Source organism: Microbacterium sp. MMO-56 (assembly GCF_037146215.1).
Classification (GTDB): Bacteria; Actinomycetota; Actinomycetes; order Actinomycetales; family Microbacteriaceae; genus Microbacterium.
Genome location: NZ_JBBCVW010000013.1, coordinates 63,596 through 90,196 on the forward strand (window position 1 = coordinate 63,596; position 26,601 = coordinate 90,196).

Sequence of the window (26,601 nt, forward strand, 5' to 3'; positions counted from 1 at the left end):
GTGCTGGACGCTGTGTCAGTCACAGGTGGGAGTACTCCTTGGGTGGGCGGCTCGAAGGGCGCGACGCGCGCTCCGATCTGATTCGCCGGGCAGCAGCAGTGACGCCGAGCGCCACCAGTATAGCGGCCAGGCTGAAGGTCACGAGCGGGACGGTGCCGTAGCGCAGCGTGTCCGCGCTGGGGAGGAGGGGCGAGCGCACCTCGACGCGATCCGCCGCGGGGAGATCCGGCACCACGACCGCGCTGGCGGTCGGCTGCGGGACGGGCGCGACATTGGCGCGGCGGTACAGCCGCACCCACTCGGCGAGGCTTCCCATCGGGTTGGTGTCGACGGATGCCACGTTGGCGGTGACGGCGGCGGCGGCGTCCACCAGGCCGTAGCCGTACTTCTCGTCGGGAACCTTGCGCGCGGCCGGAGCCGGCCGCGCGGTGCGGATGATCCGGTTGATCACGTTCGCGGCATCCAGCTCGGGGTGAGCGGAGCGCACGAGCGCGGCGATGCCGGCGACGATGGGAGCGGCGCCGCTCGTGCCGTTCCACTGGACGATCTGCCCGTCGGCCGACACGCCCAGCAGCTGCTCGCTCGGCGCCGAGATGCCGATCGTGATGCCCTGGGTCGACGCCTCCTTGCTGGAGATCTCGTCGCGCCCGACGCCGCCGACGGTGAGCACGCCGGGGATCGTCGCCGGCGCGCCGACCTCCTCGGTGCCGCTCCCCTTGTTGCCCGCGGCGACCACGACGACCACGTCGTGGTCGAACGCGTACTGGAACGCGTCGTCCCAGGAGGGGTCCCACGCGAGCGTGTTGGTCGTGAACGACAGGTTGATGATGTCCGCGTCGTGGTCGACGGCCCAGCGCATCGCGTCGGCGACCTGCTGCACGAAGGGCACCGACGACGATGCGCCGAACCCGATCGAGATCGAGAGCAGGCTCGCCTCCGGCGCGACCCCGATCATGCCGGTGTCCGTGCCGGTTCCGCGTGCGGCGGCGAGGGAGGCGACCCAGCTGCCGTGGTTCCCGTCCACCGCCCCCACCGGGAGCCGGCCATCGGACGCGCCGACCCCGGAGAAATCGGTTCCCCCGACGACGGCACCGGCGAACTCGACCGGCCCGCGGCCGATGCCGGTGTCGATGATCGCGATCGTCGTGCCCTTGCCCTTCGTGGTCTGCCACGCCGAGCGGACACCGTACTGGTCGAGCCAGTACTCGGCGCCGCGGGTGGGGTCGGGGGCGGGGGTCGGGTCCACCGCCGGCTGCGCGATCGACGTGCGGGGGGCCTCGGCAGCCGGACCGCCGGGGTCGGCCGCCATCGCCGGGTCGGCCGCGAGCGCTGCCAGCAGCGCGGCGACGACGGCTATCGCGGCGAACCGCGAGCGTCGACGGCTCATGCGGACTCCCGCGGACGCGCGCAGGTGCAGTGCTCGGGAGACCACTCCCCGCGCGCGAGGGCGAGATCGCCGATCGGGTTGACGCCGGGACCGGCGGCGAGGGCGTGACCGGCGAGGGCGTGGAGGCACTTCACCCGCGTGGGCATCCCGCCCGCGGAGATCCCCGCGATCTCTTCGACCTCTCCGTACACGGCGCGGTCGGACAGGTAGGCGTCGTGCGCCGCGGCATACGCCGCCGCGACCTCGTCGTCCGTCGCCAGCAGCTCCGAGAACTCGCGCATCACCTGCGTGGCCTCGAGGGCCGACATCGCCGCCGTCGCCCCCGGGTGGGTCAGGTAGTAGAAGGTCGGGAACGGCGCACCGCCTGCCGACTCCGGCAGGCGCGGCTCGGTCGCCACGACCGTCGGATTGCCGCAGACGCAGCGGGCGGCGATGCCGACCACGCCGCGCATCGGGCGCCCCAGCTGCTCACGCATGACCTCGAGGTCGGCGTCGGTGGCAGGAGTCAGTGGGGGGTGCGGCACCGCTCCAGGGTACCGGCGCCCGCTGACGACCGGCTGGACGCCCCGCGGTGCGCTCAGGGCGTGGGCGTGGAGGAATCCGCCGGATCCGCCGGATCGGCGGGCCCCGTCGCGGTCCGGGCGAGCCCGGCACCGGCGACCGAGCGCACGAGCTGACCCATCCAGTCGGCACGGGTGACCTGGACGTCCTCGCTGACGGCCGTCCGGGCGCGCGGGATGGCGGACGGCGGCAGGTCGTTGTCGACGAGGTAGACGACCTCACCCGGATGTACGTAGTAGAGCCGAGCACGGGCCTGCGAGGTCACGTACGCCGGATCCGACCAGCGGTCCTTCTGCTGCTGCAGGGAGGCGACCTCCGAGGTCGTCAGCGTGACCGACTGCTCGAGGGCCGCGATCTGCTGCCGCTGCGAGAGGAACGTCCCCACCGTCGGCACGAGCACGAACACGGCCAGGACCACGAGGCCGAGCATGATCGCGGTGAACGCCGAGAAGCGGATGCCTCCCGCCCACTCCCGCACGTCGACCGTGCGCCGCGGCCGCGCCGTCCCCCCGCGTCCCCCGGACGCCGGGCGGGCGCGCGCCGCGGGCGACGCCTCGGCGAACTGCGAGCCGCGCGGAGGCCTGACGGGACGAGAAGAGGGAGCCGGCGCGTGGCGCCCGGCTCCCTCTTCTGTCATGGAGTCCACCCTACGTCGAGTGATCGCGACGCGAAGCCGGCACCCCGGTCATCCAGCGAATGCTCAGCCCTTGAACCGCGGGAAGGCACCGCGACCGGCGAAGACCGCGGCGTCGCCGAGCTCTTCCTCGATGCGCAGCAGCTGGTTGTACTTCGCGACGCGCTCGCTGCGGGCGGGCGCACCGGTCTTGATCTGGCCGGCGTTGACCGCGACCGCGAGGTCGGCGATCGTCGTGTCCTCGGTCTCGCCCGAACGGTGCGACAGCATCGAACGGTAACCGTTCTGGGTCGCGAGCGCGATGGCGTCGAGCGTCTCGGACAGCGTGCCGATCTGGTTGACCTTGACGAGCAGCGCGTTCGCGACGCCCAGGTCGATGCCCTTCTGCAGGCGGACCGGGTTGGTCACGAACAGGTCGTCGCCGACGAGCTGGACCTTGTCCCCGATGGCGTCGGTGAGGTGCTTCCACGCGTCCCAGTCGTCCTCGGCGAGGGCATCCTCGATCGTGACGACAGGGTAGTTCGCGACGAGGTCGGCGAAGTAGTCGGTCAGCTTCTCGGCCGACCACGCCTTGCCCTCGACGGTGTAGACGCCGTCCTTGTAGAACTCGGTGGCGGCGACGTCCAGGCCCACGGCGACGTCCTTGCCGGGGGTGAAGCCGGCCTTCTCGATCGCCTTGATGAGGAAGTCGAGGCCCTCGCGGTTGCTGGGGAGGTCGGGGGCGAAGCCGCCCTCGTCGCCGAGGCCGGTGTTGTAGCCGGCGGCCTTCAGCTCGCCCTTGAGGACGTGGTAGACCTCGGTGCCCCAGCGCAGCGACTCGCCGTAGGTCTCCGCGCCGATAGGCGCGAGGAAGTACTCCTGGAAGTCGATGCCGTTGTCGGCGTGCTCGCCGCCGTTGATGACGTTGAACAGCGGCACGGGCAGGACGTGCGCGTTGGGGCCGCCGAGGTAGCGGAACAGGGGCAGGTCGGCGGCGTCGGCCGCAGCCTTCGCCACGGCCAGCGACACGCCGAGGATCGCGTTCGCGCCGCAGCGCGACTTGTTCTCGGTGCCGTCGGTGGCGATCAGGATCTCGTCGATGACGCGCTGCTCGCTGGCGTCCACACCCTCGACCGCGGGGCCGAGCTCGTCGATGACGGCGTTCACGGCCTTCAGGACGCCCTTACCGCCGTACCGGCTCTTGTCGCCGTCGCGCAGCTCGTACGCCTCGAAGGCGCCGGTGGATGCGCCGGAGGGGACGGCCGCGCGCTGGACGATGCCGTCGTCGAGCAGCACCTCCACCTCGACGGTCGGGTTGCCACGCGAATCCAGGATCTCGCGTGCGCCTACAGCCTCGATCAGTGCCACAGGGGACTCCTTGCTTGTGGAGGATGAATCTCGGAGCGTCACTGGTGTGTTCCCGCTCCGTGTTCGAGCATAGTGACCCGGATGCCACCGCCACAGCGGCCGCCCCGGAACAAACGGGGAACAGCGGGGTCAGACGACGACGGCGACGGCGATGCCGTCCCATCCCTTGGCGTCCAGGGTCTGCAGGGCGGTCGCCTCGAATCGGGGGTCGTCGCGCAGCATCTCCAGCCCCGCGCGCACGCCCGAGACCTGCGCGCTGTCGTCGCCCGGGTCGGCGACCCGCCCGCCGCGCACGACGTTGTCGACGACGACCAGAGCGCCGGGGCGGGCGAGCCGCGCCGCCCAGTCGAGGTAGACCGTGTTCGACTCCTTGTCGGCGTCGATGAAGACGAGGTCGAAGGGCTCGCCGCCCGCGAGCGTCGGCAGGACGTCGGCGGCCCGTCCGACGCGGATGTCGACCTTCTCCCCCACACCCGCCCGGTCGATGCTCCCGCGGGCGACCCGGGCGTTGTCGGGCTCGGCCTCGATCGTCACGACCCGCCCGTCGTGCGGGACCCCGCGCGCGAGCCAGATCGTCGAGTATCCGCCGAGCGTGCCGATCTCGAGCACGCGGCGCGCGCCGGTCGCGCGGGCGAGCAGGTGCAGCAGCTTGCCGCCGGTCGGCGCGACCTCGATGTCGGGCATCCCCGCGGCGCGCTGATCCGCGACCGCCGCGTCGAGCGCGGGATCCGGGGCGATCAGCGTCGCGACGAGGTAGCGGTCGACGTCGTGCGCCGCCGCGGGAGTGGGCTCGGTCATGCCGCCAGCCTCATCGCCGGCGATCCCGACGTCAAGGCGTGACGGAGTCAGGTGCGGGTCGCGCGCGCCGCGAGCGCCGCCAGCACCGCCGCTCCCGTCTCCGCGTCGTCGACAGTCACGGTGAACACCTTGCCCGACCGGCGTCGCACGCGGATGCCCTCCCCCTCGCGCAGCACGACTCCGAAGCCGCCGCCCGGCGCCCACCGGAGCCCCCACCCGCCGAACTCTCCCATCGGAGACACCCACACGGCGCTCACCTCGTCGATGTCGCTCAGCGGGATGTGGACCCGCGGAAAGCCGAACACCGACGTGACGCTGAGCCCCGACCCGTCCACCCGCACGTGGAATGCGACGGCGACCGCGACCGCGACGAACATGAGCACCGTGAGCGCAGCCATCGGCAGCACCATGCCGAGCGGCGCGACGAGGATGGTGAGGATCAGCGACCCCACGATGATCAGGAGGGCGATGCCCAACACGATCGCGCCGCTCCGCGCCATGCGCGCGCTCTGCAGCCACACGACCCTTTCGGTCGGCTCGAGCTCGACGCGGGCGAGATCGACGGGAGCGCTCGGACGATACGGCTCGTCCGGCTGCAGGTGCCACGCGATCACGCCGGCGCCCACAGCAGCGGCGAATGCCACGATCGTGGGAAGCGTCGCGGCGGGCGCTCCGGCGGCATCCTCGAGCCCCGTCTGCATGAGCGTCGTCCAGGTGACGAGCACGGCGAACAGCACGCTCTCGCCGAGTGCGACCGCGCCGAGGAAGCGATAGGTGATCCCCCGGTCGCCCCGGCGGAGCCCGTTGAGCACGGAGGCTGCCAGCAGCAGAGGAATGCCGAGACCGACGAGCAGTGTCAGCAGGGGCGGCACCCACACGGGCCCGAACCCGTTCGGGCCGCCGGTGAGGCCCCAGTGGATCGCGAGGGGATCGGGCAGCGACGGCAGGGCGACGAGCTGTGCGATCACCGCCACGAGTGTCAGCACGGAGGGCAGGGTGATCGCGACCAGGACGAGCCGGCGGACGGCGGTCGAACGGGGCGAGGGCATCGGTACTCCTTCTCGAGGGAATGGGCGTCGGCGTGAGCGCGTCAGCCGCCGGTCGATGCGTCGGGGCGGAGGGCGGCGCCGCGCACGAGCGCGGCGAGGGTGTCGGGCGCGATCCCGTGCTGACGGGAGCGCCGCACGAGCGCGGCGATCTCGACGCCCAGCTCATACAGCGACCCGGCGGCGTCGGTGACCGTCGCGCCGCGGCCTCGGCGAAGCTGGACGATCCCCTCGTCACGCAGCAGCTGGTACGCCCGCAGCACGGTGTGCAGGTTGACCCCGAGTCCCTCGGCCAGGACACGCGCCGAGGGCAGACGGTCGCCAGCGTGTCGACGTCCGGCCGCGATGTCCGCACGGATCGCATCGGCGATCTGAGCGAACAGGGGCGCGTCACTGCCGGAATCGACACGAATCAACACACAGTCATTCTAGTTCAACTAGAACAATGCGCTGAGACCACGTCGACAACGACGGAGACGACGACCGAACGGGAGGTGGCGTGCCCGTGCGGCCGGACCGTCAGGCGAGGTCGCCGACGGCTGCGCTCACGCGCCGCGTACGCGTCTCCGGTTTCTTCGCCTCGACGATGCCTCGGACGAGCTCGGCGCGACGGCTCGGCGACAGCGCGTCGAAGGCCTCACGCGCGCCCGGAGTCTCGGCGAGCGCCGCGGCGAGATCGTCCGGCACGACGACCTCGCGCGGCGCGTCGTCGAGATCGATGTGCGCATCGACGGTGTCACCGATCTCCACTCCGAGCTCGGCGCGCGATGCCTTCGACAGTCCGATGAGGTTGCGCCCGCCCATGACGCCGAGGCGCAACCGCGCCTCGCGGTCACCGATGCGCACGCGGACGGCCGCGCGCTTGCCTCCGCCGAGCTCGGCGACCTGGGCGTCGGTGAGCTCGATCGCCGTCGCGGGGCCGGTCGCGGGCAGCGTCGTTCGCACGTGCAGGGTCATGGAGGCATCCTCCCGCATCGGCACCGGCCCGGCCAGAGGGGTCGGTCCGCCCGCAACGGCGGCGACACGCAGCCGCTCGCCCTCCGGCGCGCGATCGAGGCCGCGCTCGCCGCCGGCGGGGCGCGCGGCGAGCGCAGCGACGACTTCGGGCACGAGGGCGTCCGCCGTGCGTCGATATCCGAGTGCGCTCGGGTGGAAGCGGTCGAGACTGAACATGTCGTCGGGGTTCGCGACGAACAGGTGACCGACCGCGCGCCGCAGCGAGACGACCCGAGCACCGCCGCGCTCGGCGGCGGTCGCCTGCGCGCGCGCGAGCTGGCGCGAGGCCTGGGCGCCGAGGCTTCGCAGCGGCTGCGGCACCGCGAGCAGGGCGCCGAGGTCGGGGCACGTGCCGACGACGACCTCGGCGCCGAGCCCGCGCAGGCGTGTCACCGCCTCTTCGAGCTGCGCCGCGGCGACGCCGATCGGGGTGCGATGCGTCACGTCGTTGCCGCCCACGATCACGACGGCCACCTCCGGGCGGTAGAGCTCGGGGAGCCGGTCGAGCTGTCGGGCGAGGTCGCGCGACTCCGCGCCGACGGATGCCACGGTGCGCAGCTGTACGGATCGACCCAGGAAGTCGGCAACGCCCTTCGCGATGCGGGCGCCCAGGACATCCTTCGCGCGTTCGGCGCCGAGGCCGGCGGCGATCGAGTCGCCGACGAGCAGCAGCTCCACCCGGGGCCCGCGCAGCTTCGGCCGCCAGACGCGGTCCGCGTCCAGGGCGATCTCGCCCAGGGGTTTGCCTATGCGTCGCCGCGCGACGGCGGCCTGTCGCGTGAGCACGCTGCGGGCCGCGACGGTCGCCGCCGCCGCGCCGACGATCGCGCCGCCGACGGCGACGATCGTGCGGCGTGGGACCTGTCGTCGAGACACTCGTCGATTGCACCGCGCGCAGGTGAACGGGCGGTGACCGAGCGGCTACCCGGATCCGGTACGGTGCGCGCATGTCCTTCCCCGCTCTGCAGCGCCGCCTCGGCCTCGGCGACGCCGTGTCGCTCGGTCTCGGCTCCATGATCGGCGCGGGCGTCTTCGCCGTCTGGGCGCCCGCGGCACAGGCCGCCGGCAGTGCGCTGCTGATCGGCCTCGTGATCGCGGCGGTCGTCGCCTTCGCCAACGCCACCGCCTCGGCCCAGCTCGCGGCGGCCCATCCGACCTCGGGCGGGACCTACGCCTACGGCCGCGCCGAGCTCGGGCCGTGGTGGGGGTTCACCGCCGGCTGGGCGTTCGTCATCGGCAAGACGGCCAGCTGCGCCGCGATGGCGATGACCTTCGCCGCATACGCCGCCCCGTCGGGCTGGGAGCGGCCCACCGCGATCGCCGCCGTCGTCGCGCTGACCGCGACCAACCTCCTCGGCATCACCCGCACCGCGCTGCTGACGCGGATCATCGTCGTCGTCGTGCTGATCGTGCTCGCGATCGCCGTCGGCGGCGCGGTGGCGGCGCCGGATGCCGAGGGGTGGCTGGTGGGCGTCCCACAGCCGGACGGCGGTGCCGCCGGTCTGATGTACGGCGTGCTGCAGTCGGCGGGTCTGCTGTTCTTCGCCTTCGCCGGCTACGCACGCATCGCGACGCTCGGCGAGGAGGTGCGCGATCCGCGGCGCACGATCCCGCGCGCGATCGTCGTCGCCTTCGCCGCGGCGGTCGTCGTCTACGCCGTCATCGGCGTCGCCGTCCTCTCGACGCTGGGACCGGCGGCGACCGCGGCATCCTCGGAACCGGTCGCCGCGGCCGCAGCGGCGGGATGGGGGTGGACCGGCCCGATCGTCCGCGTCGGCGCCGCCGCCGCGTCGCTCGGTGCCCTGCTCGCGTTGATCACCGGCGTCGGGAGGACCGCGTTCGCGATGGCGCGCGAGGGCGATCTGCCTCGTGCACTGTCGGCGGTGCACCCGACTCGAAGCGTCCCCCATCGCGCCGAGCTCGTGCTCGCCGTCGTCGTGATCGCCCTCATCGCCACGATCGATCTGCGCGGCGCGATCGGCTTCTCCTCGTTCGGTGTGCTGCTGTACTACCTCGTGGCGAACGCGGCCGCGTGGCGGCAGCGCGGCGACGCGCGCCGGTACCCGCGCGTCCTGCAGATCGTCGGCGCGATCGGGTGCCTCGTGCTCGCCGTCACTCTGCCGTGGCAGAGCGTCGCCGCCGGCACCGCTGTCGTCGCCGCGGGCATCGCGTATCGCATGCTGCGGATGCGCCGTTCTTCGCGGGCACCGCTCGGCTGACGCACGATCGGGGCCCGCAGGCCGCGCCGCGAGCACCCGGCGGCGGCCGGCGGCCCGCGCGGGCTCGCCGGCGCGGGCCCCGACGATGCTCCGACAGGGCCGTACCCTTCTTCTCTACCGCGCGTTCTTCTCTGCCGCGCGTTCTTCTCTGCCGCGCGTTCTTCTCTACCGCGCGTTCTTCGCTGCCGCGCGTTCTTCTCTGCCGCGCGTTCTTCGCTACCGCGCGCCCGCCCGAAGGCGCGGCACGACGAGCACGACGGCCAGCGTCAGCACGCCCAGTGCGAGTGCGGCGTCGAAGGCGACCCCGGCGAGCAGTTCGGCCCGGCCCGTCCACCCCATCGCGCCGGCGACCGTGCCCATCGCGATGACCCCCAGCGAGAGGCCCAGTTGCTGCACCGTGCTGAACATGCCGCCCGACAGCCCCGCCGCCTCGACGGGCACCTCACGCACGACGGTCTGCGTCAGCGGCGAGAAGATGAGCGCCTGTCCGACCCCGAGGAGCACGAGCCAGGGCTGCAGCCACCAGATGAGCGCACCGCCCCATCCCGCGGCTGTCGTGATGCCGAATCCGAGCAGGGCGAGCAGTTGCACGGCGACGCCCCAGACGAGGGTCGTCTCACCCAGGCGGCGCTGGACGCGCGTCACCGACAGCGAGACGACGGCGAACACGACCGCGAACGGCAGCAGGAGAAGCCCTGCATCCAGCGGGCCGTAGCCCAGTCCCGACTCGACCGCACGGGGAAGGACGTAGAGCACGGCGGCGTAGCCGGCGAAGAACAGTCCCGCCGTCAGAAGGCCCAGCTGCAGGGGGCGGAGCCGGAGCACGCTCGGGGGAAGGAGCGGCACCCGCCCGCTGCGCTCGATCCGGCTCTGGTGCATCCACATGACGACGAGCACGGCGAGTCCTGCGGCGAGCGCGGCGAACACCGGCGCGGACCACCCGAGCGCAGGCCCGAAGGTGAGCGCCGAGGCGATCAGCAGGATGCCGGCCGCCAGCTCGACCGTGCCGGCGAGGTCCATGGCGACGACCTCGTGCGCACGCGAGGCCGGCGCGAGCCCGGCCAGCAGCATCGCCGAGAGCGCCGCCGCGGCGACGACGACGTACACCAGCCGCCAGCCCGCGATCCCACCCGGCTCGACCCCGGCCAGCGCGCCGCCGAGGACCTGTCCGATGGCGGCACCGATGCCCCCGCTCGCTCCGAACGCAGCGATCGCGCGGGCGCGGGCCTGACCCGTCGAGGTGGCCTGGATCGTGGCGAGCACCTGCGGCGTGCACAGCGACGCCCCGATCCCCTGCACGATCCGCGACGCGATGAGGATCTCGATCGTCGGGCTCAGAGCGCACCCGATCGCGGAGGCGAGGAACAGCCCCATGCCCGCGATGAACATGGCGTGCCGGCCGAATCGGTCGCCGAGGCGCCCGCCGAGGATGAGGAGCACCGCGAACGGGATGCCGTACCCCGCGACGACGAGCTCGAGCTGCACCTCGGTCGCCGCGAGAGCGGTGTGCACCTGCGGCATCGTGACGGTCACGGCGTTGAACGCGAAGGTGCCCACCCCCGGTCCGATGAGGAACCCCAGGTAGCGCCAGGTCGGCATCGCGGCCGGGAGTACCCGGACGGCGGCGGTCGCAGGGTCGTGCAGTGCGGTCGTCATGTCCACAGCATCCCGCCCCGCTCATGCTGGTACCAGGAGTCTCCTCATCCTGGTACTGACAGCACTCGTCACCGTGAGCGTCGCGGGGCGCGAGAGGGCTACTCTGGCGGGAGACGGCCCCGAGGAGGCGATCGATGAGCGGGCACTCCGAGCGCCGCGACGAGTTCGCCGCCTTCCTGCGCACGCGCCGAGAGCGCCTGCGGCCCAGCGACGTGGGGCTCCAGACCGGGTCGCGTCGACGCGTGGCGGGACTCCGACGCGAAGAGGTCGCGCAGCTCGCCGGTGTCGGACTGACCTGGTACACCTGGCTCGAGCAGGGGCGTCCGATCGCCGCATCGGAGCAGGTGCTCGGCGCGATCGCCCGCGCCCTGCGGATGTCCGAGGACGAGCGCGACCACCTCTTCGCGCTGGCGGGCGTCTCGGTGCCCGGCCGCGAGGTGCGCGCCTGCGTGCAACCGGCGCACCTGGATCTGCTCGCGAAGCTGATGCCCTACCCCGCCGCCGTGCAGACCGCGCGGTTCGACATCCGCGCGTACAACCGCTCGTACCGCTTCCTGTTCGACGACCTCGACGAGTATCCGGCGACCGGGCGCAACTGCGCCGTGCTGATCTTCACCGACCCGATCTGGCAACGCGCCCACGCCGACCTCGCCCACGCCCAGCACCGCATCGCCGCACGGCTGCGCGCCGCCTACGGCCGGCACCACGACGAACCGGGCTGGCAGGAGTTCGTCTCACGGCTCGAGGACCGATCGGCCGCCTTCGCTGAACTGTGGCGTCGGGGCGACGTGGGCGGCGAGCAGAACACCGTGAAGAACCTCGTGCACCCCCTGCTCGGCCCGCTGCGCCTCGAGATGACGAGTCTCTGGATCGGCGACGCCGGTGCGTCCCGCGTCGTGTGGTTCACCCCGGCCGACGAGGCCACGCAGCGCGCCGTCGAGGAGCTGTCGCGGTTCGCGCCCGACGATCCCGTGGTCTCCGAGCCTCCAGCCGGCTCGGCGCCGCCTCCCGCTGCGTCACCCGGTCACCGTCACCGGACGCTCACCGCGATCGGCTGATCAGGCGAGCGGCTTCACCTCGAGCGATGCGCGCGCCTGCCCGGCCGCGACGGTCGCGAACGCGGTGTAGCCGTCGGCCGCGGCCCGTTCGAGGAGAGCCTTGAGGTTCTTGGTGCGCTGCTCGAGGCGCACGCGCGCTCCCTCGGCGACGAGGGCCGATTTCAGCGCGACGAGCTCGCCGACGGGGACGTCACGGTCGTGCACGAGGACGAGGGCCGTGGCCGCCGCATCCGTCTCGGAGTCGAGGAGCTCGACGAGGCGCTCGAAGCCGAACGAGAACCCGACAGCCGGAACGTCCTGACCGAGGAACCGCCCGATCATGCCGTCGTAGCGGCCGCCCCCACCGAGCGAGTAGTCCACGCTCGGGTGTGCGAGCTCGAAGATCGTGCCGGTGTAGTACCCCATGCCGCGCACGAGGAAGGGGTCGAACAGGAGCGGGACACCGGAGACGGCGTCCGTCGCGGGGCGCGCGGCACCGACCGCCTCGCCGATGGCGACGAGGTCCGCCACGACGTCGTCCGGGACGCCGGCGGGCAGCGCCGCACGGATCTGCCCGTCTCCGTAGGGGCGGAACTCGAGGGTCCCCGGGCGACGCAGGAACGCCTCGAAGGCATCGACGGCCGACGCCGTGGCGTCGCGCTCGCGCAGCTCGGCCGTGACGCCGTCGGGCCCGATCTTGTCGAGCTTGTCGATGGTGATCAGGACGCCGGGGCGCTCATCGGCGGCGAAGCCGAAGTGCCCGAGCATCCAGTCCAGCGCGCGACGGTCGTTGATGCGGATCGTCCCACCGTCGAGCCCCAGGGCGTCGAGCGCGTCGAGGCTCGCGACCAGCAGCTCGGCCTCCGCGCGCGCCGATGCGTCGCCGATGACGTCGATGTCGCACTGCACGAACTGGCGGTAGCGCCCCTTCTGCGGACGCTCCGCCCGCCACACCGGCGCCATCTGGATCGACCGGAAGACGCTCGGGAGCTCTCCGCGGTGGCTCGCGTAGAACCGCGCGAGCGGCACCGTGAGGTCGTAGCGCAGGCCCAGGTCGGACAGTGCCGCCGGGTCGTCGGCTCCGGCGCGGACGGCGTCGGCGTCCAGACCGCGCTTCAGGACGTTGAACGCCAGCTTCTCGTTGTCTCCGCCGATGCCCGCGTGCAGGCGCGAATAGTCCTCGAGGACGGGCGTCTCGATCTCGTCGAATCCGTGCGCGCGATAGCGCTCACGGATCACGGCGAGGACGCGCTCGCGGCGGGCCTTGTCGGCGGGGAGGAAGTCGCGCATGCCGCGCGGCGGGTTCACGGATGCCACGGGTTCATTCTTCCAGGTCGGGCGTACCGCCCCGACCGTTGTGTTGGCATGATCGACGCCGCCCGCATCCGGGCCGTCTCGCCTCCTCGCGCGGACGCGGGCGGTCGCACGGGTCGTCAGAGTTCGCGCTCGGCGGCCCGGATGTCGCCCTCGAGACGACGGAGGGCGCCGCGGAGAGCCCGTTCGGCATCCCACCCGTGCGTGCGCCCCTGCGCGACGAGCCAGAGCAGCCGCTCCCCCAGCTCGTCCTCGCTTCCGGCATCGACCCCCGGGACGGGCGAACCGGTCGGGATCGTGAGGCCGACTCCTCCGGGGAGCGCCGCGGCGCGGCCGAGGAGCTTCTGGGCGAGGGCGAGGGCGGGCATGTGCGGCGAGACGCCGTCCAGCACCGACCGGCGCTCGCGCTTCTCGGCGGCTTTCGCCGCGTTCCAGTGCACGAGGACCTCCTCGGGCGTGGTGGCGACCGCGTCGCCGAACACGTGCGGATGCCGCCGCACCATCTTCTCGGTGAGGCCGGCGGCCACGTCGTCGATGTCGAACGGGTCGTCGGGGTCGTCTGCGGCGACGGCGGCGTGGAACAGCACCTGCCAGAGCAGATCGCCGAGCTCTTCGCGCAGGTCCGCGCGCGTACCCGCCTCGACGGCGTCGATCAGCTCGGCCGACTCCTCGACGAGGTAGGGGACCAGGTCGTCGTGGGTGATCCGCTGCGACCAGACGCAGCGCTCGCGCACGGCACGCATCGTCTCGGCCGCCTCGCGCAGACTGTCGTGCGCTGTGACATCCGACGCGGAGAGCGCTGCGGTGTCCGGCGCAGAGTGCGCGGCGGAGCCTGTAGCGGAGGGGGGCGTCAGCGGGTCGTCGTCGCGCGTCGATGGTGCCATGCCCGCCACGATACGAGGATCGAGGCGAGGACGAGGGAGATCGTCGATCCGGCGAGCACGCCGAGCACCGCCTGGTCGCGGATGCCGGCGTCGCCCTCGAAGGCCAGATCGCTCAGCAGCAACGAGACCGTGAAGCCGATGCCGCCCAGAGCGCCGGCGGCGAGGAGGTCGCCGAGGCTCATCGCGGTGGTGCGCGGCACCCGCAGGATCCGCTGCGCGATACCGCCGGCGAGGGCGATCCCGGCGAGCTTTCCCACGGGCAGGGCGATCAGCACGCCCCAGAACGCGGGCGAGAGGTCGCCCGGCGACACCGCGGGGATCGTCACGAACGCGGCGCACAGGGCGAACAGCGGAAGGACGAGCGCGTTGACCCACGGCTCCAGGACGAACCGCGCGCGCAGCGCGGGCTGCGGCGACATCGCGAGCCCGAGCGCGACGCCGGCGATCGTCGCGTGCACCCCGGATTCGTGCACGGCGTACCAGGCGCCGAGCGCCGAGACGACCTGTCCGGCGCGCGCCCACCGGCCGCCGCGTGCGCCCACAAGACGACTGCACACGGCGAAGACGCCGACGAGCCCCAGACCGAGCAGCAGCATCCCCACGTTCACGTCGGAGGTGAACAGCACCGCGATGAACACGATGCCGACGATGTCGTCGAGGATGGCCAGAGCCAGCAGGAACACCCGCACCCGCGGCGACAGGCCCCGGCCGAAGACCGCGAGCACCCCGAGGGCGAAGGCGATGTCGGTCGCGGTGGGGATCGGCCACCCCGCGGATGTCGCGGTCTCACCCGCGACGGACAGATACAGCACGACGGGGACGACGATGCCGCCCGCCGCGGCGAGCGCCGGGAGCGCGGCCCGGCGCCGCGACGCCAGGTGCCCCACGGTCAGCTCCTGGCGCAGCTCGACCGCGGCGACGAAGAAGAAGACGGCGAGCAGCCCGTCGGAGACCGCCTCGCGCAGGGTCAGCCCGAGGACCCCGGCGACGCCGAGGTGCAGGTCGAGGACGGCGGCGACGGCGCCCCTCGCGGGCGAGTTCGCGAGGACGAGCCCGAGGGCCGCGGCGACGAGGAGGAGGACGGCCGGGAATCGGGCCGAACGCAGCAGGGACACGGCGCTCCGAAGGGGTCGGTGAACGGGAGACGCCGACCAGACTTCCCGGCACACCAGGACGGCATCATACCGCGTGACACGCGGGAAACATCCGACCGTTAGCGTGGGGGGATGCGTGAACTCACCCGCACCGAAGCCATCGACCTCGTCGGTCGCGATGAGGCCGAACAGGAACTCCCCGAGCGACTGCGCGCCGACGTTCGACTGCTCGGCTCGCTCCTCGGCCGCGTTCTCCGCGAGAGCGGATCTTCCGGCCTGTACGAGGACGTCGAACGGCTCCGCGTCGCCACGATCGCGGCCTACACGGACGAGTCACCGGAGGCCTTCGAGCGTGCGGCCGCCATCGCGGAGTCGTTCTCGATCGACCGCGCCGACGAGGTCGCGCGCGCGTTCACCGTCTACTTCCACCTCGTGAACCTCGCCGAGGAGCACCAGCGCGTCCGCGTCCTGCGCGAGCGCGACGGTCGTCCGGAGAAGGAGGGCGCCGCCGACTCGGTCGCCGCCGCCTTCGTGCGCCTGTCTGAGGAGGTCGGCGACGACACGGCCCTCCAGCGTCTGCGCGATCTGCGCTTCCACCCTGTGTTCACGGCGCACCCGACCGAGGCGCGCCGGCGAGCCGTGTCCACCAGCATCCGGCGCCTCGTGCGTCTGCTCGGCGAGTACGACGCCTCCCTCAGCGGCGGCGCGGACGAGCGGCGAGCCGAGCGCCGGATGCTCGAGGAGATCGACACGCTCTGGCGCACCGCTCCCCTGCGCGCCGAGAAGCCGACGCCCGTCGACGAGGTGCGCGCCATCATGGCCGTGTTCGACGAGACGCTCTACACGGCGGTCCCGCACGTCTATCGCCGCGTCGACGACGCTCTGCAGGGTCCGGCGGCGGGCGGCCGCGCCCCGGTCATCCGTCCGTTCGTGCGCCTGGGCACCTGGGTCGGCGGAGACCGCGACGGCAACCCCTTCGTGACGGCGTCCGTGACCCGCAAGGCCGCCGGGATCGCGTCGGAGCACATCCTGCTGGGCCTGGAGAAGTCCGCGAGCCGCATCTCGAAGACCCTCACCGTCGCCGGCGAGACGACGCCCGCCAGTGCCGACCTCGACGCCCTCCTGCAGCGCCTCGGTGCCGCCGACGAGGACGGCGCCGCCGACGCGCTCAAGCGCGCCCGCACCGAGCCGCACAAGCAGGCGATGCTGCTCATCACGCGCAGGATCGGCGCCACGCGCGCCCGCGACGCCGACCTCGCCTACCGCCAGCCCGCGGAGCTCCTGCGCGATCTGCGCGTCGTGCAGGACTCCCTCGTCGCAGCGGGCGCCCCCCGTCAGGCCTACGGGCACCTGCAGCAGCTGCTGTGGCAGGTCGAGACGTTCGGCTTCCATCTCGCCGAGCTCGAGGTGCGGCAGCACTCCGCCGTGCACGCCAAGGTGCTCGCCGAGTGCGAGGCGCTCGCCTCGGGCGGTTCGCTCAGTACCCAGGCGGAGGAGGTGCTCGAGGTCTTCCGCACGATCGCGCAGATCCAGCACCGCTACGGACCCGACGCCGCGGGGCGCTACATCGTCTCCTTCACGCAGTCGGCGACGGACCTCGCCACCGTCCACGCCCTCGCGCGGCACGCGGTGGGTCCGGGCGGCACCCCGCCCGTGCTCGATGTGATCCCGCTGTTCGAGACGTTCGCCGACCTGCAGGCCGCACCGGCGATCATGGCCGAGATCATCACCGACCCCGACTTCGCCGCACGCCTCGACGCGACCGGACGACGCCTCGAGGTCATGCTCGGCTACTCGGACTCCTCGAAGGACGTCGGACCGGTGGCGGCGAACCTGGCCCTGTACGAGGCGCAGGCGAAGATCGCCGCGTGGGCGCAGGACGAGGGCATCCATCTCACCCTCTTCCACGGCCGCGGAGGCGCCCTCGGCCGCGGCGGCGGGCCGGCCAATTCCGCGATCCTGGCGCAGCCGCCGCACTCGGTCGACGGACGGTTCAAGCTCACCGAGCAGGGCGAGGTCATCTTCGCCCGCTACGGCGACCCCAACATCGCGATGCGCCACATCGACCAGGTCGCGGCGGCCGTGCTGCTGGCATCCGCCCCCTCGATCGAGCAGCGCAACAGCGCCGCCGCGGAGCGGTACGCCGATGTGGCCGCGGCGATGGACGCGGCCTCGCGCGAGCGGTTCTTCTCGCTCGTCAAGGCGGACGGGTTCGCGCCCTGGTTCGCGACCGTCACCCCCATGGAGGAGATCGGCCTGCTCGCCCTCGGGTCCCGCCCCGCGCGCCGCGGCCTGTCCGTCGAGTCGCTCGAAGACCTCCGCGCCATCCCCTGGGTGTTCGCCTGGTCGCAGGCCCGCATCAACCTGGCCGGATGGTTCGGGCTCGGCACGGCGCTCGACGCCGTCGGCGACGTGGAGCTGCTGCGCCGCGCCTACGAGGAGTGGCCGCTGCTGCGCACCGTGATCGACAACGTCGGGATGAGCCTCGCGAAGGCGGACGACCGGATCGCGCGCCGCTACCTCGACCTCGGCGACCGGCCCGACCTCGCGGACCTCGTCGTCGACGAGATGCGTCTCACACAGCGGTGGGTCGTCGCGATCACCGGCGGCGACGAGCTCCTGGCCAACAAGCAGGTGCTCCAGCGCGCGGTCAAGATGCGCAGCCCCTATGTGGACGCGCTGTCGCTGCTGCAGCTGCGCGCGCTGCGCACCCTGCGCACGGGCGACGTCTCCGAGGCGGACCTGCCCCGCTGGCAGCGTCTGCTGCTGCTGTCGGTGTCGGGCGTCTCGGCCGGCCTGCAGAACACGGGGTGAGCCGACTCCGCACGCCGCGCGGCGGGGCCACCGGACCGGGGCCCGCTGCGTCCTGCCGTCCGTGCCGCCGTCAGTCCAGGCGGCGGTCGTCGGCGTGTCGGGAGAGCGCCGCGGCATAGCGCTCGGTGAGCTGGATCATGAGGTCCGGGGTGTCGCGGTCGAGGCCGAACACATAACCGGGGAAGTCGAGTTCCTTCTGCAGCGCCCAGATCTCCTCGTGGCGGTCGGGCGAGAGCACCCGCGCAGGGTCGCCGACCGCGATCCATCCGATCGGGACGACCGAGTCCGGCGGCAGGACGGTCCGCAGGTGCACGATCGCGCCGATGCGCACCTCGGAGCGCGCGCCGATCCGCGCGCCGTTGAACACGCGCACGCCGGTCGCGAGGAAGACCTCGTCGTCGACGACAGCGCCGGACAGGCTCGCCGTCGGACCGACCAGGACATGCGAGCCGATGTGGACGGGATGGGTGGCGCTCGCACGGATGAGGGCGTTCTCCATGACGATCACGTGCTCGCCGAGCGTGATCGGCCCACCCTCCGCCGTGATCACGGCGCCGTGCAGCACCTGGCATCCCGCACCGATCGTCACGTCGCCGGAGACGACCGCCGTGGGTGCGACGATGGCGTCGGGATGGATGCGGGGCTGTGCCCCGAGGTGCTCGAAACGCATATGGGCCTCCGCCGCCAGCGTAGGCCCGCGTCGTCGGCGGCGTCGAGGGCGGGGCGGCGACAGCGCGTGTTCCCGCGTTCTTCGTGGTGTCGTCACACGGCGTCGAGCGCCCTGCGCACGTCGATACAGTGGAATCTCCTGCGCCCGCGCTCCCGTCGCGGGCCGCTCATCCGGCCAGAAAGCTCCACCGTGCCCGAAACGCTCACTCCCCTGCCCGATTCCGTCTCGTCCGTGTTCGACGCCGTACTCGCCCGAAGCCCCCACGAGCCGGAGTTCCAGCAGGCGGTGCACGAGGTGCTGGGCTCCATCGCGCCGGTGCTCGATCGCCATCCGCAGTTCGTCGACGCCGGTATCCTGCCGCGTCTGGTCGAGCCCGAGCGCCAGATCATGTTCCGCGTGCCGTGGGTCGACGACGCCGGAGCGGTGCACGTGAACCGCGGCTACCGCATCCAGTTCTCCTCGGTCCTCGGGCCGTACAAGGGCGGACTGCGCTTCCACCCGTCGGTGAACCTGTCGATCATCAAGTTCCTCGGCTTCGAGCAGATCTTCAAGAACGCGCTCACCGGTCAGGGCATCGGCGGCGCCAAGGGCGGCAGTGACTTCGATCCGCACGGACGCTCGGATGCCGAGATCATGCGCTTCTGCCAGTCGTTCATGAGCGAGCTGTGGCGACACCTCGGCGAGCACACCGACGTGCCCGCCGGCGACATCGGCGTGGGCGCGCGCGAGATCGGCTATCTCTTCGGCGCGTACCGCAAGATCACGAACCGCCACGAGTCCGGGATGTTCACCGGCAAGGGCGTGCAGTGGGGCGGCGCCGAAGTGCGCACCGAGGCGACCGGCTACGGCGCGGTGTTCTTCGCCGAGGAGATGCTGGGCGTGCACGGCGAGTCCTTCGCGGGCAAGCGCGTGGCCGTCTCGGGGTCGGGCAACGTCGCCGTCTATGCCATCTCGAAGGCGCAGCAGCTCGGCGCGGTCCCCGTGACCGCGTCGGACTCGTCGGGCTACGTCCTCGACGAGGACGGCATCGACGTGGACCTGCTGCGGAAGGTGAAGGAGATCGACCGCGCACGCATCTCCGAGTACGCCGCCGCACGACCCTCCGCACGCTTCGTCGAGGGCGCGCGCCCGTGGGAGGTGCCGGTCGACATCGCGATCCCTTCCGCGACGCAGAACGAGCTCGATGAGGACGATGCACGTGCCCTCATCGCCGGCGGCGTGCGCGTCGTCTCGGAGGGCGCCAACATGCCCTCCACGCCCGCCGCGGTCGCCGCCCTTCAGGGGGCGGGCGTCCTGTTCGGCCCCGGCAAGGCGGCCAACGCGGGCGGCGTGGCGACCTCGGCACTGGAGATGAGCCAGAACGCCTCGCGCCAGCGCTGGAGCTTCACCGACAGCGAGAACAAGCTCCGTGCGATCATGGCGGACATCCACGCGGCCGCCTTCGGCGCCGCGGAGCGATACGACCGCCCGGGCGACTACGTCGCCGGGGCGAACATCGCCGGCTTCGAACGCGTCGCCCACGCGATGCTGGCGCAGGGCGTCATCTGACGCGGGCGCGGGGCGGCGCCGTGGGTCGGGATGCGAGGGTGCCGAGCGCCGAGCCCTCGGACGTGATCTTCATCGGCGGACGCTCGGGGGTGGGGAAGACGTCGGTGGCCGCCGAGGCCTCCCGAATGCTCGTGCGCGCCGACGTCCGTCACGCAGTCATCGAAGGTGACAACCTCGACCAGGCGTATCCAGAGCCGTGGCGTGACGGCGTCGACCTCGCGGAGCAGAACCTCGCAGCGATGTGGCGGAATTACCGGGCCATCGGGTACTCGCGGCTGATCTTCACCAACACGGTGAGTGTCCTGCAGATCACCGCGCTCACCGCCGCGCTGGGCGGCGAGGTCCGTTGGTTCGCCGCCCTGCTCACCGCGACCGACGAGACAGCCGCCGGCCGACTCGCGCACCGCGAGGTCGGCACCGGACTGGACGAGCACCTCGAGCGCAGCCGGGCTGCAGCGCGGAGCCTTGAGGCCGCGGAGCACGCCGTCGCGCGTATCTCCACCGATGGCCGCCGTGTCACGGACGTGGCGGAGGAGATCCTCGTCCGGGCGGGTTGGTCGGCGGTGCGACACACCACGGATGTCGCAGGGAGCGCGGAGTGACCGCCTGCGGGGGTGAGCACGGCTCGGGCGGCGCATCGGAGTGGGGCGACTCCGCGGGGCGGAGCGCGCGTCGACGGGATCGGATCGTCGCTAGAAGGGCGGTCGCTCGGCCGCGGCAGGCTCGGGGATGCTCGGCGTGAAGTGGACGGGCGGGGCGGGGGCATCCTCGCGGTAGACCCGGCCCAGCGGTGAGGTCCACTCGAGGACGCCGCCGCCGAGCTGACGCACCCGCCACCTCGTGAACTGCTTCATGCTGTGGTGTCGCTGACAGAGGTGCGCGAGGTTCCACAGCGCGGTCGGGCCGCCCCGGGCCGCATCCACGGTGTGGTCGATCTCGCAGCGGATCGCCGCCCGCCGGCATCCGGGGAACCGGCAGTGCTGATCGCGCGCCCGGAGGAATCGCCGCTGCGGCCACGGTGTCCGGTAGCGGTCGACGGCCACCACGGTGCCGTCGACGGGCTCCGTCAGCACACGCGCCCAGCTGTGGGACTCCGACGCGAGCCGTCGCGCCGTGTCCGCGTCGATCGGCGCGCGCCCGACGAGGTCTGCCGGCCCGTCGTCGGAGCCCAGGAGGGTCAGGGCGGGCACGATCACCTGGACGTGCGCGCGGATGGCGCCGAGTGCGCCGGGGCCGTCGGAGTCCGCCGTCGGGTCGAGCGACGGTGTGCCGGCCAGCAGAAGGTCCGCGAACACGTCGGCGCGGACCTGGTCGATGCGGCGATGGTCGCCCTCGACGGGCTCCCGCGCATCGATCACAGCCTGGGCCTGCCGGGTGAGGCGGTCGAGGATGCCGTCCGCGATGACGGTCGGCAGCTCGGCGACGACCTCGCTCATCCCGTCGGTGCCCGGCGTCACTCGGACGCGCCGCCCGTCGGCAGCCGCCCGGTGCCGCTCGGTGAAGGAGACCTCCCCCATCCGGTGGGCGAGGATCTCCACCTCCGCACGCACCCGATTCGGCGTGTCTCGCACGCACCGCTCGATCGCCTCGCGCTCGTACTCGGCGCGCCGCTCGGCGGCGACGACGTTCCCCGCCTCGACGATCACCCGGACGTGCCCCCGCGTGATACGACCCGACTCCCACGCGGTGAGGGCCGCCGGGTACGACTCCACGATCTCGCGGGCCTCGTCGATCCGAGCCTGGACGGTGCGGTCGGTCACACGCAGCACGCCGCCGAGCTCCGCCGCGACGGACCGCAGCGCCATGTCGTGCACGCGCACGCTCTCGGGAGACCCCGCGGCCTGCTGCGCCGCGAGTCGGCCCGCACACGCCAGCAGCCGCACCTGCGCGACCTGCGCCGCCGTCAGCTGCGCGTCGACCGAGGCGACGCCCGCCACGATCTCCGCCAACGCCGCGACGTCGGTGTCACTGCCGAATGCCCCCGCCAGATCTCCCATGACCCCATTCTGACCAGGGGTTCCGACATCCGCCGTCCCCGTGCCCACCGCCGTCAGGCGCCTCTCGCGAGACCGCGCATATCTCACGGAAGACACCCGAGAACCGCACACTCGCGCGGTCTCGCGTGGATGCGCGGAAGCGATGAGCGGAGGCGGAGCGGGAGGGGCGGAGGCGGAGCGGGAGCGGGCGGGTCAGGCGTCGGCGGCGGGCTCGGGCAGGGGGTACAGCTGGTCGAGGAGCTGCGCCACCCAGGCGATCAGGTCCGCGTCCGCCAGCGGTTCGCCGCCCGCCGAGGGCAGCGGCACGACCATCGCCTCTCCCCCGGCCAGCACCTTGGACTTCGGGTAGAGCCTCTGCAGCCGCACGCGCAGCGAGTCCGCCGCGGGCGCGGGCGCGACCCGCAGGTTCGGCCCCATCGCCACCACGTCGGAGAGCTGGGCCTGGGCGGCGCGCCGACGGAGCCGCGCCACCTGGAACAGCCCGTCCACCTCCGGCGGCGCCTGACCGTAGCGGTCCTCGAGCTCTTCGCGGACGAGGTCGATCGCGTCGGCGCCGTCCGCGCCCGCGCGCGCCGGGGAGGCCGCCGCCGACAGCTTCTGATAGGCCTCGAGCCGGAGCCGCTCGCTGTCGATGTAGTCCTCGGGGATGCGCGCGTCGACCGGCAGCTCCAGCCGGAGCTCGGCCGGCCCGTCCACCTCGTCGCCGCGGAAGGTCGCGACCGCCTCGCCGATCATCCGCAAGTACAGATCGAAGCCGACGCCGGCGATGTGCCCGGCCTGCTCGGCTCCCAGCAGGTTTCCGGCGCCGCGGAGCTCGAGGTCCTTGAGCGCGACCTGCATGCCCGATCCCAGGTCGTTGTTGACCGCGATCGTCTCGAGTCGGTCGGCGGCCGTCTCGGACAGGGGCTTGAGGTCGTCGTACAGGAAGTACGCGTAGGCCCGTTCCCGCCCGCGACCGACGCGCCCGCGCAGCTGGTGCAGCTGGCTGAGGCCGTACTTGTCGGCCCGGTCGATGACAATCGTGTTCGCGTTGGAGATGTCGAGACCCGTCTCGATGATCGTCGTCGACACCAGGACGTCGTACTTGCGCTCCCAGAACCCGTCGACGACCTCCTCCAGCGCGTGCTCGCCCATCTGCCCGTGGGCGACCGCGATCCTCGCCTCGGGGACGAGCTCGGCGAGGTGCGCGGCGACGCGCTGGATCGACTGCACCCGGTTGTGCACGTAGAACACCTGTCCCTCGCGCAGCAGCTCGCGACGGATCGCGGCCGCGATCTGCTTGTCGCTGCGCGCGCCGACGTAGGAGAGGATCGGATGCCGGTCCTCCGGCGGCGTCGCCAGGGTGGACATCTCGCGGATGCCGGTGACCGCCATCTCGAGCGTGCGCGGGATCGGGGTCGCGCTCATCGCGAGGATGTCGACGTTCGTCTTCAGCTTCTTGAGGGCGTCCTTGTGCTCGACGCCGAAGCGCTGCTCCTCGTCGATGATCATGAGGCCGAGGTCCTTGAAGATCACCTTCTCGGTGAGGATGCGGTGCGTGCCGATGACCATGTCGACGGTGCCGTCGGTGAGACCGGCGAGCGTGTCGCGCGCCTCCTTGTCGGTCTGGAACCGCGACAGCGGCCGCACCTTCACCGGGAAGCCCGCGAACCGCTCCTGGAAGGTGTCGAGGTGCTGCTTCACGAGCAGCGTCGTCGGCACGAGCATCGCGACCTGCTTGCCGTCCTGGATGGCCTTGAACGCCGCGCGCACGGCGACCTCCGTCTTCCCGAAGCCGACGTCGCCCGAGAGCAGACGGTCCATCGGGATCGGCCGCTCCATGTCGGCCTTGATCTCGTCGATGGTCTGCAGCTGATCGGGCGTCTCGGCGAAGGGGAACGCCTCCTCGAGCTCGCGCTGCCACGGGGTGTCGGGGCCGAAGGCGTAGCCTTTGGCGGCCATCCGCGCCGAGTAGAGCTTCACCAGCTCCACGGCGATGTCGCGGACGGCCTTGCGCGCCTTGCCCTTCGCGGCGGCCCAGTCGCTGCCGCCCATCTTCGACAGCGCGGGCGCCTCGCCTCCGACGTACTTGCTGAGCAGGTCGAGCTGATCGGTCGGCACGAAGAGCTTGTCGCCGGGATGCCCGCGCTTGGAGGGCGCGTACTCGAGCACGAGATACTCCCGCGTCGTCTTGACGGCGTTGCGCCCGCCGCTGGAGACCTCGCGCTGGACCAGTTCGACGAACTTGCCGATCCCGTGCGTCGAATGCACGACGACGTCCCCCGCCTTCAGCTGCAGCGGGTCGACGACGTTGCGCCGGCGCGAGGCGAGCTTCTTCACGACGCGACCGTCGGAGCCGATGGTGCGGCCGTAGAACTCCGCCTCGGTGAGCACGGCGAGCTTGGCCTCGGCCAGCTCGAAACCGCTCTCCAATGCTCCCAACACGGCGGTCACGACCCCGGCGTCGGGCGCCTCGGCGAGGGCGTCGACCGCGCGCGCGGCGATGCCGCGCTCGGCGAGCACATCGCGCGCACGATCGACCAGTCCCGCACCGGACGCGGCGACCACGACGCGCCAGCCGTCCGCGACGAGCCCGCCCACGTGCTCCGTCGCGCCGTCCACGTTCCCCTGGAAGGAGGGCACGGCGCGACCGGCCACCCGCACGACGTCGCTCGCGCCGAGCCCCTCGTCGGCGGCGTCCGCGGCGCCCGAGTCGAACCCGCTGAAGGACCACCACACGCCGCCCCGCGCGTGCGCGGCGGCCTCGAGGTCGGGAAGGGCGAGGAAGTCGCCGGCGCCGAGGTCGACGGGGGTGTCGGCCCCCGCGACGGCGGCGCTCCACGCGGCCTCCAGGAACTCGCGGTTCGTGTCGCCGAGGGTCATCGCGCGGGTCACGGCGCGTTCCGGGTCGATCAGGGCGACGGCCGTGCCGCGGGGCAGATAGTCGACGAGCGGCACGACGGCATCGGCCACCGCCGGCAGGAGCGACTCCATGCCCTCGACGGGGATGCCCTCGCTCATCTTCTCGATCATCGCCTGCAGACCCGGGAACTTCTCGCGCAGGGCGGCGGCCCGCGCCCGGACGTCCTCCGTGAGCAGCAGCTCGCGGGCGGGCAGCAGCGTCACCGATGCGACCTCGCCCGGCAGCGAGCGCTGGTCGGCGACCGAGAACGCGCGGATCTGATCCACCTCGTCGCCGAAGAACTCGATGCGGTACGGGTGATCCGCCACCGGCGGGAAGACGTCGAGGATGCCGCCGCGCACCGCGAACTCGCCGCGGCGCGACACCATGTCGACCCGCAGATAGGCGAGGTCGACCAGTCGACGCGCGACCGCCTCGAGGTCGTGGCCGCGCCCGGAGACGGCGAGGTCGAGCGAGCCCGCGTCGGTGAGCCCGGCGGCGAGCGGCTGGAGGGCACCGCGGACGGAGGCGGTGACGATCAGCGGGGCGGAGCCGTCCCACGCCGCGGCCTCCCGCAGCACCGCGAGCCGCCGCCCGACCGTCTCGGTCGAGGGGCTGAGCCGCTCGTGCGGCAGCGTCTCCCACGCGGGGAAATGGTGCACCGCCGCGCCCGGCACGAGGCTCTGCAGCGCCGCGCCGATGCTCTCCGCCCGCCGCCCGGTGGGGGTGATGACCAGGAGCGAGACGGGTGCCGCGCCGGCGGACCCGCGCGAGGCGAGCAGTGCGGCGAGCACGGGTGCGTCGAGGCCCGCCACCACGGAGAAGTCGGTGTCGGCGCGGGCGGCCTCCACGGCACGCTGCACGGACGGAGCCTGCGTCAGGGCGCGCGCGATCCCGGAAACTGTCACGGACCGAGTCTATTGCGCCCCGCCGACACGGCTCCCTGGCGCCCTGCCTAGGATGAGGCTGTGAGCCAGGATCCGCAGACTCCCCCGCCGGCACCGCCCGCACCGTCCGTGCCGTCCGCACCGCCGGCGACTCCGCCCGGCGGCTGGGTTCAGACGACTCCCGGCGCGCCGCCGCAGCCCGCCCCGTACGCCCAGCCTGCGCCGCCGTACGCGCAGCCCGCCCCGCCGTACACGCAACCCGCAGAGCCCGCGCCGCCGTTCGCACAGCCCACCCGGCCCCTGCCGCCGTACGCGCAGCCCGCGCCGCAGCCCACCCAGCCGTCCTCCGCGCCGCTTCCGACCGGCACCGCCACGCCGTCACGGTCGGGCGTTCCGGGCGCACCGGCGGACGCCGCGACGCGACCGGCGATGCTGGGCATCCTGGCGCTGTCGCTGGCACTCGCCGCGGTGACGATCTCGATCGTCCTGAGCGGAGCGACCGGGTTCGCCGCGGCCGAGGGGGCGATGCGGCACGCGATCGGCATCTCGCCCTCGGGCCTCGAGGACCTGTCCGAGCAGCAGCTGCTGAGCCTGCTCAGCCCCGTCCGCGGCCTCGTGCTGTGGGCCGAGATCGGCTACTGGATCGGCACCGGGCTGGGGCTTGCGGCCCTCGTCACCGGCATCGCGGCCATCGCGACCCGCCGCGGGCGCGCGCAGGGGATCGCCGCGGTGGTCATCGCCGCGGTCGGTCCGTTCGTCTTCACGGTCGTGGTCGGCATCTGCGTGCTCACCGGCATCGGCGCCGGGGCGAGCGGAGCCTGACGCGCGGGT

At 72.7% G+C, this 26,601-nt stretch carries 21 protein-coding genes; 6 read left to right on the forward strand and 15 right to left on the reverse strand.

Features of this window, described 5'->3' with window-relative positions:
* Nucleotides 1-19 precede the first annotated feature (19 nt).
* The 8 genes from WFI00_RS12265 to WFI00_RS12300 form a co-directional block, all read right to left on the reverse strand.
* A complete protein-coding gene (locus tag WFI00_RS12265; RefSeq protein ID WP_336632566.1) occupies nucleotides 20-1,387 on the reverse strand; it encodes a S8 family peptidase in 1,368 nt (455 codons plus the stop codon).
* Nucleotides 1,384-1,863, reverse strand: a complete 480-nt coding sequence (locus WFI00_RS12270) for a DUF501 domain-containing protein (protein ID WP_336632638.1) — start codon at nucleotides 1,861-1,863, stop codon at nucleotides 1,384-1,386. Before WFI00_RS12270 ends, WFI00_RS12265 begins: the two co-directional genes overlap by 4 nt.
* Nucleotides 1,864-1,964: 101 nt before the next feature.
* Nucleotides 1,965-2,585, reverse strand: a complete 621-nt coding sequence (locus WFI00_RS12275; RefSeq protein WP_336632565.1) for an FtsB family cell division protein — start codon at nucleotides 2,583-2,585, stop codon at nucleotides 1,965-1,967.
* 63 nt (nucleotides 2,586-2,648) lie between these two features.
* Nucleotides 2,649-3,929: a phosphopyruvate hydratase gene (gene eno / locus WFI00_RS12280; protein ID WP_336632564.1), complete on the reverse strand. Its 1,281-nt coding sequence runs from the start codon at nucleotides 3,927-3,929 to the stop codon at nucleotides 2,649-2,651.
* A 129-nt stretch (nucleotides 3,930-4,058) separates the two neighbouring features.
* Entirely contained in the window at nucleotides 4,059-4,727 is a 669-nt protein-coding gene (locus WFI00_RS12285) for an O-methyltransferase (RefSeq protein WP_336632563.1), read from the reverse strand.
* A 47-nt stretch (nucleotides 4,728-4,774) separates the two neighbouring features.
* Nucleotides 4,775-5,776 (reverse strand): DUF1648 domain-containing protein, encoded by a 1,002-nt coding sequence (locus WFI00_RS12290; protein ID WP_336632562.1) that lies wholly within the window; start codon nucleotides 5,774-5,776, stop codon nucleotides 4,775-4,777.
* Nucleotides 5,777-5,817: 41 nt separating this feature from the next.
* Complete coding sequence (locus tag WFI00_RS12295; protein ID WP_336632561.1) at nucleotides 5,818-6,192, reverse strand: GntR family transcriptional regulator; 375 nt, start codon at nucleotides 6,190-6,192, stop codon at nucleotides 5,818-5,820.
* Between the two features lie 100 nt (nucleotides 6,193-6,292).
* Nucleotides 6,293-7,645: a GDSL-type esterase/lipase family protein gene (locus tag WFI00_RS12300; protein WP_336632560.1), complete on the reverse strand. Its 1,353-nt coding sequence runs from the start codon at nucleotides 7,643-7,645 to the stop codon at nucleotides 6,293-6,295.
* A gap of 71 nt (nucleotides 7,646-7,716) precedes the next feature.
* Between WFI00_RS12300 and WFI00_RS12305 the strand changes: the two genes are divergently transcribed.
* Nucleotides 7,717-8,988 carry an APC family permease gene (locus WFI00_RS12305; RefSeq protein WP_336632559.1) on the forward strand — a complete coding sequence of 424 codons (1,272 nt, stop codon included), beginning with the start codon at nucleotides 7,717-7,719 and terminating at the stop codon, nucleotides 8,986-8,988.
* 216 nt (nucleotides 8,989-9,204) lie between these two features.
* Here WFI00_RS12305 and WFI00_RS12310 read toward each other — a convergent pair whose 3' ends face one another.
* On the reverse strand, nucleotides 9,205-10,644 hold the full coding sequence (locus WFI00_RS12310) for an MFS transporter (RefSeq protein WP_336632558.1): 1,440 nt from the start codon (nucleotides 10,642-10,644) through the stop codon (nucleotides 9,205-9,207).
* Between the two features lie 134 nt (nucleotides 10,645-10,778).
* Here WFI00_RS12310 and WFI00_RS12315 point away from each other — a divergent pair, with 134 nt between their 5' ends.
* On the forward strand, nucleotides 10,779-11,702 hold the full coding sequence (locus WFI00_RS12315) for a helix-turn-helix transcriptional regulator (protein WP_336632557.1): 924 nt from the start codon (nucleotides 10,779-10,781) through the stop codon (nucleotides 11,700-11,702).
* On the opposite strand, the gene hisS is transcribed toward WFI00_RS12315, so the two are convergent.
* The 3 genes from hisS to WFI00_RS12330 all read right to left on the reverse strand — a co-directional run bounded on the left by hisS (nucleotide 11,703) and on the right by WFI00_RS12330 (nucleotide 14,994).
* Nucleotides 11,703-12,971: a histidine--tRNA ligase gene (gene hisS, locus WFI00_RS12320; protein WP_336632637.1), complete on the reverse strand. Its 1,269-nt coding sequence runs from the start codon at nucleotides 12,969-12,971 to the stop codon at nucleotides 11,703-11,705. It lies immediately after the preceding gene.
* 143 nt (nucleotides 12,972-13,114) lie between these two features.
* Nucleotides 13,115-13,738: a MazG family protein gene (locus WFI00_RS12325; RefSeq protein WP_336632636.1), complete on the reverse strand. Its 624-nt coding sequence runs from the start codon at nucleotides 13,736-13,738 to the stop codon at nucleotides 13,115-13,117.
* Nucleotides 13,739-13,845: 107 nt separating this feature from the next.
* Complete coding sequence (locus WFI00_RS12330; protein WP_336632556.1) at nucleotides 13,846-14,994, reverse strand: Na+/H+ antiporter NhaA; 1,149 nt, start codon at nucleotides 14,992-14,994, stop codon at nucleotides 13,846-13,848.
* A gap of 111 nt (nucleotides 14,995-15,105) precedes the next feature.
* On the opposite strand from WFI00_RS12330, the gene WFI00_RS12335 reads away from it, so the two are divergent.
* Nucleotides 15,106-17,787 (forward strand): phosphoenolpyruvate carboxylase, encoded by a 2,682-nt coding sequence (locus WFI00_RS12335; protein ID WP_336632555.1) that lies wholly within the window; start codon nucleotides 15,106-15,108, stop codon nucleotides 17,785-17,787.
* A 70-nt stretch (nucleotides 17,788-17,857) separates the two neighbouring features.
* Here the strand turns inward: WFI00_RS12335 and WFI00_RS12340 are convergent, their stop codons facing one another.
* Nucleotides 17,858-18,457 (reverse strand): gamma carbonic anhydrase family protein, encoded by a 600-nt coding sequence (locus WFI00_RS12340; protein ID WP_336632554.1) that lies wholly within the window; start codon nucleotides 18,455-18,457, stop codon nucleotides 17,858-17,860.
* A gap of 189 nt (nucleotides 18,458-18,646) precedes the next feature.
* Here WFI00_RS12340 and gdhA point away from each other — a divergent pair, with 189 nt between their 5' ends.
* Complete coding sequence (gene gdhA / locus WFI00_RS12345; protein ID WP_336632553.1) at nucleotides 18,647-20,005, forward strand: NADP-specific glutamate dehydrogenase; 1,359 nt, start codon at nucleotides 18,647-18,649, stop codon at nucleotides 20,003-20,005.
* Between the two features lie 38 nt (nucleotides 20,006-20,043).
* Entirely contained in the window at nucleotides 20,044-20,607 is a 564-nt protein-coding gene (locus WFI00_RS12350) for an adenylyl-sulfate kinase (RefSeq protein WP_336632552.1), read from the forward strand.
* Between the two features lie 90 nt (nucleotides 20,608-20,697).
* Here WFI00_RS12350 and WFI00_RS12355 read toward each other — a convergent pair whose 3' ends face one another.
* Both WFI00_RS12355 and mfd read right to left on the reverse strand, forming a co-directional pair.
* A complete protein-coding gene (locus WFI00_RS12355) occupies nucleotides 20,698-22,002 on the reverse strand; it encodes an HNH endonuclease signature motif containing protein (RefSeq protein ID WP_336632551.1) in 1,305 nt (434 codons plus the stop codon).
* Nucleotides 22,003-22,194: 192 nt separating this feature from the next.
* Nucleotides 22,195-25,791 (reverse strand): transcription-repair coupling factor, encoded by a 3,597-nt coding sequence (gene mfd, locus WFI00_RS12360; protein ID WP_336632550.1) that lies wholly within the window; start codon nucleotides 25,789-25,791, stop codon nucleotides 22,195-22,197.
* Nucleotides 25,792-25,851: 60 nt separating this feature from the next.
* Here mfd and WFI00_RS12365 point away from each other — a divergent pair, with 60 nt between their 5' ends.
* A complete protein-coding gene (locus tag WFI00_RS12365) occupies nucleotides 25,852-26,592 on the forward strand; it encodes a hypothetical protein (RefSeq protein ID WP_336632549.1) in 741 nt (246 codons plus the stop codon).
* The last annotated feature ends 9 nt before the right edge of the window (nucleotides 26,593-26,601 follow it).

Excerpts from the sequence above, each read along its gene's own strand:
- WFI00_RS12270 (WP_336632638.1), bottom strand. The coding sequence starts at position 1,863 with ATGCGTGAGCAGCTGGGGCGCCCGATGCGCGGCGTGGTCGGCATCGCC.
- WFI00_RS12290 (WP_336632562.1), bottom strand. The coding sequence starts at position 5,776 with ATGCCCTCGCCCCGTTCGACCGCCGTCCGCCGGCTCGTCCTGGTCGCG.
- WFI00_RS12315 (WP_336632557.1), top strand. The coding sequence starts at position 10,779 with ATGAGCGGGCACTCCGAGCGCCGCGACGAGTTCGCCGCCTTCCTGCGC.
- WFI00_RS12265 (WP_336632566.1), bottom strand. The coding sequence starts at position 1,387 with ATGAGCCGTCGACGCTCGCGGTTCGCCGCGATAGCCGTCGTCGCCGCG.
- WFI00_RS12340 (WP_336632554.1), bottom strand. The coding sequence starts at position 18,457 with ATGCGTTTCGAGCACCTCGGGGCACAGCCCCGCATCCATCCCGACGCC.
- WFI00_RS12335 (WP_336632555.1), top strand. The coding sequence starts at position 15,106 with ATGCGTGAACTCACCCGCACCGAAGCCATCGACCTCGTCGGTCGCGAT.
- hisS (WP_336632637.1), bottom strand. The coding sequence starts at position 12,971 with ATGCGCGACTTCCTCCCCGCCGACAAGGCCCGCCGCGAGCGCGTCCTC.
- WFI00_RS12285 (WP_336632563.1), bottom strand. The coding sequence starts at position 4,727 with ATGACCGAGCCCACTCCCGCGGCGGCGCACGACGTCGACCGCTACCTC.
- WFI00_RS12310 (WP_336632558.1), bottom strand. The coding sequence starts at position 10,644 with ATGACGACCGCACTGCACGACCCTGCGACCGCCGCCGTCCGGGTACTC.
- WFI00_RS12355 (WP_336632551.1), bottom strand. The coding sequence starts at position 22,002 with ATGGGAGATCTGGCGGGGGCATTCGGCAGTGACACCGACGTCGCGGCG.
- WFI00_RS12275 (WP_336632565.1), bottom strand. The coding sequence starts at position 2,585 with ATGACAGAAGAGGGAGCCGGGCGCCACGCGCCGGCTCCCTCTTCTCGT.
- WFI00_RS12305 (WP_336632559.1), top strand. The coding sequence starts at position 7,717 with ATGTCCTTCCCCGCTCTGCAGCGCCGCCTCGGCCTCGGCGACGCCGTG.
- WFI00_RS12325 (WP_336632636.1), bottom strand. The coding sequence starts at position 13,738 with ATGCGTGCCGTGCGCGAGCGCTGCGTCTGGTCGCAGCGGATCACCCAC.